At 54.0% G+C, this 13,394-nt stretch carries 13 protein-coding genes; 10 read left to right on the top strand and 3 right to left on the bottom strand.

Annotation, left to right across the window (positions count from 1 at the left end; genetic code table 11):
- Positions 1-58 precede the first annotated feature (58 nt).
- From rnm to rluB, 3 genes are all read left to right on the top strand, one after another.
- Positions 59-940 carry an RNase AM gene (gene rnm / locus KGP24_RS13150; protein WP_223560740.1) on the top strand — a complete coding sequence of 294 codons (882 nt, stop codon included), beginning with the start codon at positions 59-61 and terminating at the stop codon, positions 938-940.
- Positions 937-1,557 (top strand): L-threonylcarbamoyladenylate synthase, encoded by a 621-nt coding sequence (locus tag KGP24_RS13145; protein WP_003856793.1) that lies wholly within the window; start codon positions 937-939, stop codon positions 1,555-1,557. The genes rnm and KGP24_RS13145 overlap by 4 nt, the downstream gene beginning before the upstream one ends.
- A gap of 96 nt (positions 1,558-1,653) precedes the next feature.
- Positions 1,654-2,529, top strand: a complete 876-nt coding sequence (rluB, locus tag KGP24_RS13140; protein WP_023312076.1) for a 23S rRNA pseudouridine(2605) synthase RluB — start codon at positions 1,654-1,656, stop codon at positions 2,527-2,529.
- A 35-nt stretch (positions 2,530-2,564) separates the two neighbouring features.
- Here rluB and cobO read toward each other — a convergent pair whose 3' ends face one another.
- The gene (gene cobO, locus KGP24_RS13135; RefSeq protein ID WP_223560739.1) at positions 2,565-3,155 is read right to left on the bottom strand and encodes a cob(I)yrinic acid a,c-diamide adenosyltransferase; all 591 of its coding nucleotides are present in this window, start codon (positions 3,153-3,155) and stop codon (positions 2,565-2,567) included.
- A complete protein-coding gene (locus KGP24_RS13130; protein WP_223560738.1) occupies positions 3,152-3,913 on the bottom strand; it encodes a YciK family oxidoreductase in 762 nt (253 codons plus the stop codon). Before KGP24_RS13130 ends, cobO begins: the two co-directional genes overlap by 4 nt.
- Before the next feature lie 251 nt (positions 3,914-4,164).
- On the opposite strand from KGP24_RS13130, the gene sohB reads away from it, so the two are divergent.
- Positions 4,165-5,211 (top strand): protease SohB, encoded by a 1,047-nt coding sequence (gene sohB / locus KGP24_RS13125; protein WP_223560737.1) that lies wholly within the window; start codon positions 4,165-4,167, stop codon positions 5,209-5,211.
- 34 nt (positions 5,212-5,245) lie between these two features.
- On the opposite strand, the gene KGP24_RS13120 is transcribed toward sohB, so the two are convergent.
- Positions 5,246-5,497, bottom strand: a complete 252-nt coding sequence (locus tag KGP24_RS13120) for a YciN family protein (protein ID WP_003856804.1) — start codon at positions 5,495-5,497, stop codon at positions 5,246-5,248.
- Between the two features lie 399 nt (positions 5,498-5,896).
- On the opposite strand from KGP24_RS13120, the gene topA reads away from it, so the two are divergent.
- The 6 genes from topA to acnA all read left to right on the top strand — a co-directional run bounded on the left by topA (position 5,897) and on the right by acnA (position 13,382).
- The gene (gene topA / locus KGP24_RS13115; protein WP_223560736.1) at positions 5,897-8,494 is read left to right on the top strand and encodes a type I DNA topoisomerase; all 2,598 of its coding nucleotides are present in this window, start codon (positions 5,897-5,899) and stop codon (positions 8,492-8,494) included.
- A gap of 187 nt (positions 8,495-8,681) precedes the next feature.
- Positions 8,682-9,656: an HTH-type transcriptional regulator CysB gene (gene cysB, locus KGP24_RS13110; protein ID WP_223560735.1), complete on the top strand. Its 975-nt coding sequence runs from the start codon at positions 8,682-8,684 to the stop codon at positions 9,654-9,656.
- Between the two features lie 338 nt (positions 9,657-9,994).
- On the top strand, positions 9,995-10,135 hold the full coding sequence (locus KGP24_RS13105) for a YmiA family putative membrane protein (RefSeq protein WP_213327741.1): 141 nt from the start codon (positions 9,995-9,997) through the stop codon (positions 10,133-10,135).
- 2 nt (positions 10,136-10,137) lie between these two features.
- Positions 10,138-10,308, top strand: coding sequence for a hypothetical protein (locus tag KGP24_RS13100; RefSeq protein WP_032656727.1), 171 nt, complete (start codon positions 10,138-10,140; stop codon positions 10,306-10,308).
- A 138-nt stretch (positions 10,309-10,446) separates the two neighbouring features.
- A complete protein-coding gene (gene ymiC / locus KGP24_RS13095) occupies positions 10,447-10,545 on the top strand; it encodes a small membrane protein YmiC (protein WP_223560734.1) in 99 nt (32 codons plus the stop codon).
- Between the two features lie 161 nt (positions 10,546-10,706).
- Positions 10,707-13,382 (top strand): aconitate hydratase AcnA, encoded by a 2,676-nt coding sequence (acnA, locus tag KGP24_RS13090; protein WP_223560733.1) that lies wholly within the window; start codon positions 10,707-10,709, stop codon positions 13,380-13,382.
- Positions 13,383-13,394 lie beyond the last annotated feature (12 nt).

Raw genomic sequence — 13,394 nt, 5'->3', positions numbered from 1 at the left:
CGCGTTAAGTCGGTATCATGGTGCTTTCGGATGTCTCCAACCTGTTATGGGAAGTGCTTTGAGCGATACCACCTACGCCATTATTTATGATTTACACAGCCATACTCAGGCCTCTGATGGCCTGCTGACACCCGAAGCCCTGGTTCATCGTGCCGTTGAAATGCGCGTCGGTACGCTGGCGATCACCGATCACGATACGACAGATGCCATTCCGGCGGCGCGCGCTGAGATCGCCCGCAGCGGGCTGGCGCTGAATCTGGTGTCCGGCGTCGAGATCTCGACCATCTGGGAAAACCATGAGATTCATATTGTTGGCCTCAACATCGATATAGACCATCCGGCACTTACTGCTTTTTTGCAAGAGCAAAAAACGCGGCGCAATCAGCGTGCAGAGATGATCGGCGAGCGTCTCGAAAAGGCGCACATTCCGGGCGCGCTGGAAGGCGCACAAAAGATGGCGAACGGCGGGGCGGTCACGCGCGGTCATTTCGCCCGTTTTCTGGTAGAGGCAGGCAAAGCCACTACGATGGCGGATGTTTTCAAAAAGTATCTGGCGCGCGGGAAAACCGGATACGTTCCGCCACAGTGGTGTACAATAAAACAAGCTATTGATGTGATTCATCATTCTGGCGGTAAGGCCGTGCTGGCCCATCCGGGGCGGTATAATCTTTCTGCTAAATGGCTGAAAAGGCTGCTGGCACACTTTGCCGAATGCGGTGGCGAGGCGATGGAAGTCGCCCAGTGTCAGCAGGCGCCCAACGAGCGCGCCCAGCTCGCGACCTATGCCCGCCAGTTCGGCCTGCTTGGGTCACAGGGGTCTGATTTCCATCAGCCCTGCGCGTGGATCGAACTAGGGCGCAAGCTCTGGTTGCCCGCTGGCGTTGAGCCGGTCTGGCAGCTCTGGGAACAGCCGCAGCAAATTGAAGAGAGGGAAGTATGAGTCAGTTTTTCTATATCCATCCGGATAACCCCCAGCCACGTCTGATTAACCAGGCCGTGGAGATCGTCCGCAAAGGCGGCGTGATTGTCTACCCGACCGATTCAGGCTACGCGCTGGGCTGCAAAATTGAAGATAAAGGGGCGATGGAACGCATTTGCCGTATTCGCCAGTTGCCGGACGGCCATAACTTTACCCTGATGTGCCGCGATCTCTCTGAGCTGTCGACCTATGCGTATGTTGATAACGTGGCGTTTCGCCTGATTAAGAACAATACGCCGGGTAACTACACCTTCATCCTGAAGGGCACGAAGGAAGTACCGCGTCGTCTGCTGCAGGAAAAACGTAAGACTATCGGCATGCGCGTGCCGTCGAACCCAATTGCGCAGGCGTTGCTGGAAACTCTCGGGGAACCGATGCTGTCTACCTCGCTGATGCTGCCGGGCAGCGAGTTTACCGAGTCCGATCCGGAAGAGATCAAAGATCGTCTGGAGAAGGTGGTCGAGCTGATTATTCACGGCGGTTATCTTGGCCAGCAGCCGACTACCGTGGTCGACTTAACCGAAGATGCACCGGAAGTGATTCGTGAAGGTGTGGGTGACGTAAAGCCTTTCTTGTAAAGGTATAAGCAGATATACTACGCGGCCATCAAAGCAGGGCACAGCCCTCTTTTGACCTGATTCGACGCCTGTGAAGGCGACACCTGAGGAAGCTCAATGAGCGAGAAGTTACAGAAAGTGCTGGCGCGCGCCGGCCACGGTTCACGCCGTGAAATCGAAGCCATTATTGAAGCGGGTCGCGTGAGTGTGGACGGTAAAATCGCCACGCTGGGTGACCGCGTAGAAATCGTACCGGGGCTGAAGATCCGTATCGACGGTCATCTTATCTCCGTTAAAGAGTCCGCCGAACAAATCTGCCGCGTGCTGGCTTACTACAAGCCGGAAGGCGAGCTGTGCACCCGCAATGACCCGGAAGGTCGTCCGACGGTGTTTGACCGTCTGCCTAAACTGCGTGGCGCTCGCTGGATTGCCGTCGGTCGTCTGGACGTGAACACCTGCGGTCTGCTGCTGTTTACCACCGATGGTGAACTGGCGAACCGTCTGATGCACCCAAGCCGTGAAGTAGAACGTGAATACGCGGTACGCGTATTTGGCCAGGTTGATGAGAATAAACTGCGCGACCTGTCGCGTGGCGTTCAGCTGGAAGACGGCCCTGCGGCGTTCAAAACCATCAAATTCACCGGTGGGGAAGGCATTAACCAGTGGTACAACGTGACCCTGACCGAAGGCCGTAACCGCGAGGTACGTCGTCTCTGGGAAGCGGTAGGCGTTCAGGTGAGCCGTCTGATCCGCGTCCGTTACGGTGACATTCTGCTGCCGAAAGGTCTGCCGCGAGGTGGTTATACCGAACTGGATTTGACCCAAACTAACTATCTGCGCGAGCTGGTCGGCCTGACGCCGGAAACCACTTCAAAAGTGGCGGTGGAAAAAGATCGTCGACGCATGAAGGCGAACCAGATTCGCCGTGCGGTGAAGCGCCACAGCCAGGTGAGCAGCAGCCGCCGCTCCGGCAGCCGTAATAACAACGGTTAATATAAAAGCCCGGTCAACGCACCGGGCTTTTTTCTTTAGTAATCAATTCCAATTTGCGCTTTGATGCCTGCATCAAACGCGTGTTTGACCGGACGCAGCTCACTCACGGTATCTGCCAGCTCCAGAATATCCCGATGACACCCGCGCCCCGTGATAATCACCGTCTGATGAGCGGGACGGTTTTTCAGTGCATTAAGTACGGCGTCCAGCGGCAGGTAGTCGTAGGCGACCATATACGTGATCTCATCCAGCAGAACCATATTGAGTGAAGGATCGGCCAGCATTCTTTTCGCGTGCTCCCAGACGGCGAGGCAGGCTGCGGTGTCGGTTTCCCGGTTCTGAGTATCCCACGTAAACCCGGTCGCCATTACCTGAAACTCGACGCCGTGAGGTTCAAGCAAATTACGCTCGCCGTTAGGCCATTCACCCTTAATAAACTGGATCACACCCACTTTCTGCCCGTGTCCGACGGCGCGGGTCGCCGTGCCGAATGCGGCGGTGGTTTTGCCTTTACCGTTGCCGGTAAAGACGATGAGGATCCCTCGCTCGTCCTGGGCCGCGGCAACGCGCGCATCGACCTGTTCTTTCAGCCGCTGCTGGCGCTGCTGGTGACGTTCTTCACTCATTGCGAGATTCCTGGTTTACGGCCCGGCTGGGCATCAAAGGTCATTCCGGTTTTGCGGCGGCTGTCGTCGCCCATCAGCCAGAGATAGAGCGGCATAATGTCTGCCGGGGTTTTCAGCTTATGCGGATCTTCGCTCGGGAACGCGCTGGCGCGCATTTTGGTGCGCGTACCGCCCGGGTTAATGCAGTTTACGCGCAGATGGCGGCTCTGGTACTCCTCTGCAAGCACCTGCATCATGCCTTCGGTTGCGAATTTTGATACGGCATAGGCGCCCCAGTTTGCGCGCCCCTCGCGGCCTACGCTGGAGGAGGTAAATACCAGTGAGCCGGAATCCGATTTGAGTAATAAAGGAAGCAGTGCCTGGGTCAGGAAAAACGTGCCGTTGACGTTGACCTGCATGACCTCCTGCCAGATCTCTGGATCTTGTTCATCCATCGGGCGAACTTCGCCAAGCAAGCCGGCATTGTGCAGTACGCCATCCAGCCGTGGGTAATGGGTGCTGATGCGGTGAGCAAGCTCCTGACATGACGCGGGCGTGCAGGTGAGCAGATCGAGCGTGTACCAGCGGGAAGGAATCCCCCCTGCTGCTTCAATCTCCTGTGCCACACTTTTAAGTTTTTCTTCGTTTCGACCAGTCAGGATGACGCTCGCGCCATATTCAGCGTAGGTCAGCGCCGCTTCACGGCCAATCCCGTCGCTGGCACCGGTGACAAGAATAATCCGGTTCTGCAGCAGATTTTTTTGCGGTTGATAATGCACGGTGACTCCTCGGCGCACAGTGACTCTAAGACGCCTTCTTTTATGACTTTTCGGCTTTATGCCCGAATTAGCCTAATAATTCAATCAGTCTACAGGACGCATTGCTGTAAAATTAACAATTTGCAAATATTTAAACTCCAGATCGGGGATTCCTGAAGGCTGCTCGCAGAGGTAATGTCACGAGCGAGACGCATGGGCAGGGCTGTTGTACACTGCCGTGAAAGATTCGTGGTTAAATCAAGGTGGAACGCGTGGAATTACTTTCTCAATATGGGTTGTTTTTGGCCAAAATCGCGACGGTGGTGATTGCCATTGCGGTGGTTGCCGTTCTGATTGTCAACCTGACGCAGCGAAAGCGTCAGCGTGGGGAGTTACGCATCACCCGTCTGAGTGAGCAGTATAAAGAGATGCAGGAAGATATGTCTCTGGCACTGCTTGATAGTCATCAACAGAAACTCTGGCTGAAAGCGCAGAAGAAAAAGCATAAACAGGAAGCCAAAGCGGCAAAGGCAAAAGCAAAGCTCAATGCGCCGCAGGATAAGGCGACGCCACGCGTCTATGTGCTCGATTTTAAAGGCAGTATGGATGCGCATGAGGTTTCCTCTCTGCGGGAGGAAGTGACTGCCGTTCTGGCCGTGGCGACACCGCAGGATCAGGTCGTCGTGCGTCTTGAAAGCCCGGGGGGAGTGGTTCACGGCTACGGGCTGGCCGCCTCGCAGCTGCAGCGCCTGCGTGAAAAACAGATCCCGCTGACCGTGGCCGTGGATAAAGTGGCGGCGAGCGGTGGATACATGATGGCCTGCGTGGCGGACAAAATTGTTGCCGCGCCGTTCGCCATTATTGGCTCGATCGGCGTGGTCGCCCAAATTCCGAATTTTAACCGCTTCCTGAAAAACAAAGAGATTGATATCGAGCTTCACACGGCGGGTCAGTACAAGCGTACCCTGACGCTGCTGGGGGAAAATACGGAAGAAGGGCGTCAAAAATTCCGTGAAGATCTCAACGAAACGCATCATCTCTTTAAAGATTTTGTACACCGTATGCGCCCAACGCTCGATATTGAACAGGTCGCGACGGGCGAGCACTGGTACGGCGTCCAGGCGCAGGAGAAAGGGCTGGTGGATGAAGTTGGAACCAGCGACGATCTGCTCCTCAACCTGATGGAAGGCCGGGAACTGGTGGGCGTGCGCTTTACCCGGCGTAAGCGACTCCTTGACCGTTTTACCAACAGTGCGGCAGAAAGCGCGGATCGCCTGCTTCTCCGCTGGCTACAGCGCGGACAAAAACCGCTGCTGTAAACAAAAACGCGAGGCATATGCCTCGCGTTTTGCGTTAGTCGACCAGGTGATATTTCTCGGAAAGCGTATGCGCCAGGTATTTAAACATGTTAAACACGGCGGTGCTTTTCGGGGTCGGTAAGCCCTGTTCATCAAGGAAGTATTCGCCGCTGAAAACCAGCACGCCATTTCGCTGCTCTACGCCGGTGGCTTCAATGCCTGCCAGCGTATCTTCATGGTCACGGATAAGCTTGTTTGCTTCGATAAGCAGAGAGGCTCGGTCAATAGGTTGGGTCGTATTCTGCATAATCCACTCCTTAAACAGTGACAATAGTCTACGCCGAGGGCGCTTTGGGGGCAAATTTTCCCTGTAATGTGAGGGGATAAGGTGCAGGGGCCTGGCTGGCGGGATTTGCTTTTGCATGCTAATAAAGTTGCGTAACGAATTTTATCAGGTAGAGTGTGCGCTTTCGTCATTCTGGCAACAGAATTGCTTGACATTCAACCGGGAATTCGTCACGAATTACACTAGATGTGAGAAAAATACCCGAAAACTCAATCACCTGGGCGTCTTTTCTTTAACGCCCGGTAAGACAAAGGGGTTGATATCTCCTGACGCAGTCGCAATATCATTGGCTCGTCGTCAGTGGAAGGGAAATCAACGTGCGGCGTATTCCTGGAAGAATTAAATTAGGTAAAGGTGAATATGGGTAAAGCTCTCGTCATCGTTGAGTCCCCGGCAAAAGCCAAAACGATCAATAAGTATCTGGGTAATGACTACGTGGTTAAGTCCAGCGTGGGTCATATCCGCGATTTGCCGACCAGTGGCTCAGCCAGCAAAAAGAGCGCAGACTCTACCTCCACCAAAGGGGCTAAAAAGCCTAAAAAGGATGAACGTAGCGCGCTTGTCAACCGCATGGGTGTGAACCCATGGCACAACTGGGATGCACAATATGAAGTGCTGCCCGGGAAAGAAAAAGTCGTTAACGAGCTGAAGCAGCTTGCTGAAAAAGCAGACCACATCTATCTCGCAACCGACCTTGACCGCGAAGGGGAAGCCATTGCGTGGCACCTGCGGGAAGTGATTGGTGGTGATGACAAACGCTACAGCCGCGTAGTGTTTAACGAAATTACGAAGAATGCGATTCGTCAGGCGTTTGAGAAGCCGGGCGAACTGAATATTGACCGTGTAAACGCACAGCAGGCACGTCGCTTTATGGACCGCGTTGTGGGATACATGGTTTCTCCACTGCTGTGGAAGAAGATTGCCCGTGGCCTGTCCGCCGGTCGTGTGCAATCCGTCGCCGTACGTCTGGTCGTTGAGCGTGAGCGCGAAATTAAAGCCTTCGTCCCGGAAGAGTTCTGGGAAGTCGATGCCAATGTGACTACGCCGGGCGGTGACGCACTGCCGCTGCAGGTCAGCCATCAGAACGACAAGCCTTTCCGTCCGGAAAACCGCGACCAGACCATGGCCGCCGTGGCGCTGCTGGAAAAAGCACGTTATCAGGTGCTGGAGCGTGAAGACAAACCGACCAGCAGCAAGCCAGGTGCGCCGTTTATTACTTCTACGCTGCAACAGGCTGCAAGCACGCGTCTGGGCTATGGCGTGAAGAAGACCATGATGATGGCCCAGCGCCTGTATGAAGCGGGTTACATCACCTATATGCGTACCGACTCAACCAACCTGAGCCAGGACGCGGTCAACATGGTGCGCGGCTACATCAGTGACAATTTCGGTAAGAAATACCTGCCGGAAAGCGCTAACCAGTTCGCCAGCAAAGAGAACTCTCAGGAAGCTCACGAAGCGATTCGTCCTTCTGATGTCTCTGTGCTGGCGGAATCGCTAAAAGATATGGAAGCCGACGCGCAGAAGCTGTATCAGCTGATCTGGCGCCAGTTCGTGGCGTGTCAGATGACGCCAGCGCAGTACGACTCCACCACGCTGACCGTTGGCGCGGGTGATTTCCGTCTCAAAGCGCGCGGTCGTATCCTGCGTTTCGACGGCTGGACGAAAGTGATGCCAGCGCTGCGTAAAGGTGATGAAGACCGCACGCTGCCGGCGGTGAACAAAGGGGATGAGCTCTCGCTGGTTGATCTCGTGCCTGCACAGCACTTCACCAAGCCGCCTGCACGCTTCAGTGAAGCATCTCTGGTAAAAGAGCTGGAAAAACGCGGTATTGGCCGTCCGTCGACCTATGCGTCCATCATCTCGACGATTCAGGACCGTGGCTACGTTCGCGTTGAAAACCGCCGTTTCTATGCGGAAAAAATGGGCGAGATCGTTACCGACCGTCTGGAAGCGAACTTCCGCGAGTTGATGAATTACGATTTTACCGCGCAGATGGAAGACAGCCTCGACCAGGTTGCCACCCATCAGGCGGAATGGAAAAAGGTTCTCGACAGCTTCTTCAGCGACTTTACCGACCAGCTTGAAAAAGCGGAGAAAGATCCTGAAGAGGGCGGCATGCTGCCAAACCAGATGGTTCTGACCAGCATCGACTGTCCAACCTGCGGCCGCAAGATGGGGATCCGTACCGCAACCACGGGCGTGTTCCTTGGCTGCTCCGGCTACGCACTGTCACCAAAAGAGCGCTGCAAAACCACCATCAACCTTGTGCCTGAGAACGAAGTTCTCAACGTGCTGGAAGGTGACGATGCGGAAACTAACGCTCTGCGTGCCAAACGCCGCTGCAAAAAATGCGGTACGGCAATGGACAGCTACCTGATCGATCCAAAACGCAAGCTGCACGTCTGCGGTAATAACCCAACGTGTGACGGGTATGAGATCGAAGAGGGCGAATTCCGCATTAAAGGCTATGACGGCCCGATTGTGGAGTGCGAGAAGTGTGGCTCTGAAATGCACCTGAAAATGGGGCGTTTCGGTAAGTACATGGCCTGTACCAACGACGAGTGTAAAAACACGCGCAAAATTCTGCGTAACGGTGAAGTGGCTCCGCCGAAGGAAGATCCGGTTCCGCTGCCAGAACTGCCGTGTGAAAAATCCGACGCGTACTTCGTACTGCGTGATGGTGCCGCAGGTGTCTTCCTGGCCGCCAACACCTTCCCGAAATCGCGCGAAACGCGAGCGCCGCTGGTGGAAGAGCTGTACCGTTTCCGCGATCGTCTGCCGGAGAAACTGCGTTATCTGGCCGATGCGCCACAGCAGGATCCGGAAGGCAACAAAACCGTGGTACGGTTCAGCCGTAAAACCAAGCAGCAGTATGTTGCGGCAGAGAAAGAGGGTAAAGCGACTGGATGGTCAGCCTTCTTTGTCGATGGCAAATGGGTTGAAGGCAAGAAATAATCTTCCCTTACCGTAACTTACCTGTGAAAGGGCCGTATTTCCGGCCCTTTTTTATTGCCTTGTTATTATTTTTTGTTCCGTACTATACAGTCAGGCTATAAATGATATAGTGGTTATAGTTAACCTGTTTCTTATTATTAAATCGTCTTAAGCGATTGACCGCATGCGCTAAATCGGATGGTCTGGCATGAAATTACAGCAGCTTCGTTATATCGTTGAGGTGGTGAATCATAACCTTAACGTCTCTTCTACCGCCGAGGGGTTGTATACCTCGCAACCGGGCATCAGCAAACAAGTTCGTATGCTGGAGGATGAGCTAGGTATCCAGATATTTGCCCGCAGCGGTAAGCATCTTACCCAGGTGACGCCTGCGGGGCAGGAGATTATCCGCATTGCGCGTGAAGTCCTCTCTAAAGTCGATGCGATTAAGTCTGTGGCGGGGGAACACACCTGGCCGGATAAAGGCTCGCTGTATATTGCCACAACGCATACTCAGGCGCGCTATGCGCTACCCGGTGTTATCAAAGGCTTTATCGAGCGTTATCCTCGCGTCTCTTTGCATATGCACCAGGGCTCGCCAACGCAAATTGCTGAAGCCGTTTCCAAGGGGAATGCTGATTTTGCCATTGCCACCGAAGCGCTTCACCTCTATGACGATCTGGTCATGCTTCCATGCTATCACTGGAACCGTTCTATCGTGGTGACCCCCGATCACCCCCTGGCGGGTAAAGGATCGGTCACTATCGAAGAGCTGGCGCAATATCCGTTGGTGACGTATACGTTTGGCTTTACCGGACGGTCCGAGCTTGATACGGCCTTTAATCGGGCAGGGTTAACGCCGCGTATTGTCTTTACCGCGACGGATGCCGACGTGATTAAGACCTATGTGCGGCTTGGTCTGGGGGTGGGCGTCATTGCCAGCATGGCGGTGGATCCGGTGTCAGACCCTGATCTGGTGCGTCTTGATGCGCACGATGTTTTCAGTCATAGCACCACAAAGATTGGATTCCGTCGCAGCACCTTCCTGCGCAGCTATATGTATGATTTTATTCAGCGCTTTGCCCCTCATTTAACGCGTGACGTGGTTGATACCGCCGTTGCATTACGCTCAAATGAAGATATTGAAGAGATGTTTGAAGACATCAAACTCCCCGAAAAATAATCACACCCGGTATCTTTCCCTTAGGGAAAGATACCGAAATAACGCCTCAAAGCTAAATTAGAATTATCATCATCTACGTATCCTCTGCCATATAATGTCATTATCCATTTAATTCGTAAGGTTATAATGTCGTGAATTGGCGACAAAAGTAGAAACTAATTTACGCCTTCGCAAATTTTTCTTTTCAATTATTTATTTCTGGTCAAAAGATTGAATATTTCATACCTCCCGGTGCGTAAATTCACTGGCTTTTCGGCTAAAGTTTCTTTAGGATTTATCTCAACAGATGATTAATTGTACCAATTGTTTGGTCCTAAATGATAAGCGATGTCGATTGTATGAGGTTAGCAATGCCTTCAGGAAGTGAAGAACCGCAAAGGGATCCTGCGCTCAAGCGTAAAGCCTGGCTGGCGGTCTTTCTCGTCTCTACCCTGTTTTGGGTAGTGGTTGCTCTCCTGGCCTGGAAATATTGGGGTTAAATATGGCAGTGACGGTACGTACAGAAACGGTGAAACAGATGTGTCAGCATCGTGACAACGGCCACAGAGGGCGTAAAGCACCTGCGACTGTTGTACCCGCGTCCTGGAAACTGACGCCGCAGCAGCAAGCGTTTATTGATGTGTTCGCAGAAGACGAACCCAAAAAACAATAATTTAGTTAATTGCGTAATGATGCAAATAGTCTGAATATCGACTCTGCACTTTTGTACTCTTTAATAAATACACATCAGCAATATAGCACTGAGGACTCACCTCGGAACTTTTAATAAATAATGCCTGGTGTCCCTACGATGAATAACATGACGTCTCACAAATACTGGTCATGGATCGGCGTTTTTACCGTGTCGATTCTGTTCTGGAGTCAGCTCATCTGGTTGGCCCTCCGCTAAATTGTAAAACCTCGCTACGGCGGGGTTTTTTGTTTTCCCATTCGGGACCAATCCTAAATTTATCAATTTGGGTTGTTATCAAAACGTTACGACATCTTTGTGTTATCTTTAATTACGGCCCTGATGATTGTCGGGGCATCTCTGTGATTAAGGAGGAGCTTATGTCGTTAACCCTACGCGAAGCCAGTAAGGACACATTACAGGCAGAAAACAAAACCTGGCATTACTACAGCCTGCCGCTGGCTGCCAGAACGCTTGGGGACATTTCGCGTTTACCCAAGTCATTGAAAGTTTTACTGGAAAATCTGTTGCGCTGGCAGGACGGTGACTCTGTCACCCTCGATGATATCCAGGCGCTGGCAGGGTGGCTTGAAAAAGCCCATGCCGACAGAGAAATCGCCTACCGCCCGGCAAGGGTGCTGATGCAGGACTTTACCGGCGTCCCTGCCGTCGTTGATTTAGCCGCGATGCGCGAGGCCGTTAAGCGTCTCGGCGGAGATACGGCAAAAGTGAATCCGCTTTCCCCTGTTGACCTCGTCATTGACCACTCCGTAACCGTTGACCGCTTTGGTGATGACGACGCCTTTGGCGAGAACGTGCGTCTTGAGATGGAGCGCAACCACGAGCGCTACGTGTTCCTGAAGTGGGGGCAGCAGGCGTTCAGCCGGTTTAGCGTGGTCCCGCCGGGTACCGGTATTTGTCACCAGGTTAACCTTGAATATCTGGGTAAAGCCGTCTGGAGTGAGTTGCAGGATAAAGAGTGGGTCGCCTATCCGGACACGCTGGTGGGCACGGACTCCCATACCACCATGATCAACGGTCTGGGCGTGTTGGGGTGGGGCGTCGGGGGTATCGAAGCGGAAGCGGCCATGCTCGGCCAGCCGGTGTCCATGCTTATCCCTGACGTGGTGGGCTTCAAGCTCACCGGCAAGCTGTCTGAAGGCATTACCGCCACCGATCTGGTGCTCACCGTCACCCAGATGCTGCGTAAGCATGGTGTGGTGGGTAAGTTTGTCGAATTCTACGGAGACGGACTGGATTCGCTGCCGCTGGCCGACCGCGCCACCATTGCCAACATGGCACCGGAATATGGAGCAACCTGCGGCTTTTTCCCCATCGATGATGTCACGCTGGAGTACATGCGCCTTAGCGGGCGCAGCGAAGAGCAGGTCGCGTTGGTGGAGGCCTATACCAAAGCGCAGGGCATGTGGCGAAACCCGGGCGATGAACCGGTCTTCACCAGCACGCTTGAACTCGATATGGGAAGCGTCGAGGCGAGCCTCGCCGGGCCGAAACGTCCGCAGGATCGGGTTGCGCTGAGGGACGTGCCAAAAGCCTTTGCCGCCAGCAATGCGCTGGAAGTGAACGTGGCGCAGAAAGACCATCGTCCGGTCGGCTATGTTATGAACGGACATCAGTATCAGCTCCCGGATGGCGCGGTGGTTATTGCCGCTATTACCTCCTGCACCAATACCTCGAACCCCAGCGTATTAATGGCGGCCGGTCTGCTGGCTAAAAAGGCGGTAGAGCTTGGGCTAAAACCTCAGCCATGGGTCAAGGCCTCGCTGGCACCGGGTTCCAAAGTGGTGTCGGATTACCTGGCACAGGCCAAACTGACGCCGTACCTTGACGAGCTGGGCTTTAACCTCGTGGGCTACGGCTGTACGACCTGTATTGGTAACTCCGGTCCGCTGCCTGAACCCATTGAAACGGCGATCAAGCAGGGCGACCTGACGGTAGGCGCGGTCCTGTCCGGCAACCGTAACTTTGAAGGGCGTATTCACCCGCTGGTGAAAACCAACTGGCTCGCCTCGCCGCCGCTGGTGGTAGCTTATGCCCTGGCAGGTAACATGAATATCAACCTGGCGACCGACCCGATTGGCCACGATCGCAAGAATGATCCTGTCTACCTGAAAGATATCTGGCCATCTTCGCGTGAAATCGCGCTGGCCGTTGAAAAGGTCTCAACCGAGATGTTCCGCAAAGAGTATGCGGAGGTCTTTGAAGGCACGCCGGAGTGGAAAACCATCAACGTCGTGGGCTCAGATACCTACGACTGGCAGGATGACTCGACCTATATTCGTCTGTCGCCGTTCTTTGATGAGATGCAGGCCGAGCCGGCACCGCTTAAGGATATCCACGGCGCGCGCATACTGGCGATGCTGGGAGATTCCGTCACTACCGACCATATCTCTCCGGCGGGGAGCATCAAAGCCGATAGCCCTGCTGGTCATTATCTGCAAAGCCGGGGCGTCGAACGCCGTGATTTTAACTCCTACGGATCGCGCCGCGGCAACCATGAAGTCATGATGCGCGGAACGTTTGCTAACATCCGCATTCGTAACGAAATGGTACCGGGCGTGGAAGGGGGCATGACGCGTCATCTGCCGGGTACGGAAGTGGTTTCGATTTATGATGCGGCGGTCAAATATCAACAGGAAGGTACGCCGCTGGCCGTGATCGCCGGGAAAGAGTACGGTTCCGGCTCCAGCCGTGACTGGGCGGCGAAAGGTCCGCGTCTGCTTGGCGTTCGCGTGGTCATCGCCGAATCGTTTGAACGTATTCACCGCTCGAATCTGATCGGTATGGGGATCCTGCCGCTCGAGTTTCCGCAGGGCGTGACGCGTAAAACGCTGGGACTGACCGGGGAAGAGCAGATTGAGATTAGCGGTCTGCAAAACCTGCAGCCGGGTAAAACGGTGCCGGTGAAGCTAACGCGGATAGACGGGAAAACCGAGGTGCTGGATTGCCGGTGTCGTATTGATACGGCAACCGAACTGACCTATTACCAAAACGACGGCATTTTACATTATGTGATTCGTAAGATGCTGGACTGATGAAACGAGCCC

The organism is Enterobacter sp. JBIWA008, from assembly GCF_019968765.1.
Classification (GTDB): domain Bacteria; phylum Pseudomonadota; class Gammaproteobacteria; order Enterobacterales; family Enterobacteriaceae; genus Enterobacter.
The sequence above is the reverse complement of the archived record's forward strand: the minus strand, read 5'-3'. Positions and strand labels throughout refer to the sequence as shown.

Coding starts and splice junctions, on each gene's coding strand:
- KGP24_RS13145 (WP_003856793.1), top strand. CDS start 937: ATGAGTCAGTTTTTCTATATCCATCCGGATAACCCCCAGCCACGTCTG.
- rluB (WP_023312076.1), top strand. CDS start 1,654: ATGAGCGAGAAGTTACAGAAAGTGCTGGCGCGCGCCGGCCACGGTTCA.
- cobO (WP_223560739.1), bottom strand. CDS start 3,155: ATGAGTGAAGAACGTCACCAGCAGCGCCAGCAGCGGCTGAAAGAACAG.
- KGP24_RS13120 (WP_003856804.1), bottom strand. CDS start 5,497: ATGCAGAATACGACCCAACCTATTGACCGAGCCTCTCTGCTTATCGAA.
- topA (WP_223560736.1), top strand. CDS start 5,897: ATGGGTAAAGCTCTCGTCATCGTTGAGTCCCCGGCAAAAGCCAAAACG.
- cysB (WP_223560735.1), top strand. CDS start 8,682: ATGAAATTACAGCAGCTTCGTTATATCGTTGAGGTGGTGAATCATAAC.
- KGP24_RS13105 (WP_213327741.1), top strand. CDS start 9,995: ATGAGGTTAGCAATGCCTTCAGGAAGTGAAGAACCGCAAAGGGATCCT.
- KGP24_RS13100 (WP_032656727.1), top strand. CDS start 10,138: ATGGCAGTGACGGTACGTACAGAAACGGTGAAACAGATGTGTCAGCAT.
- ymiC (WP_223560734.1), top strand. CDS start 10,447: ATGAATAACATGACGTCTCACAAATACTGGTCATGGATCGGCGTTTTT.
- acnA (WP_223560733.1), top strand. CDS start 10,707: ATGTCGTTAACCCTACGCGAAGCCAGTAAGGACACATTACAGGCAGAA.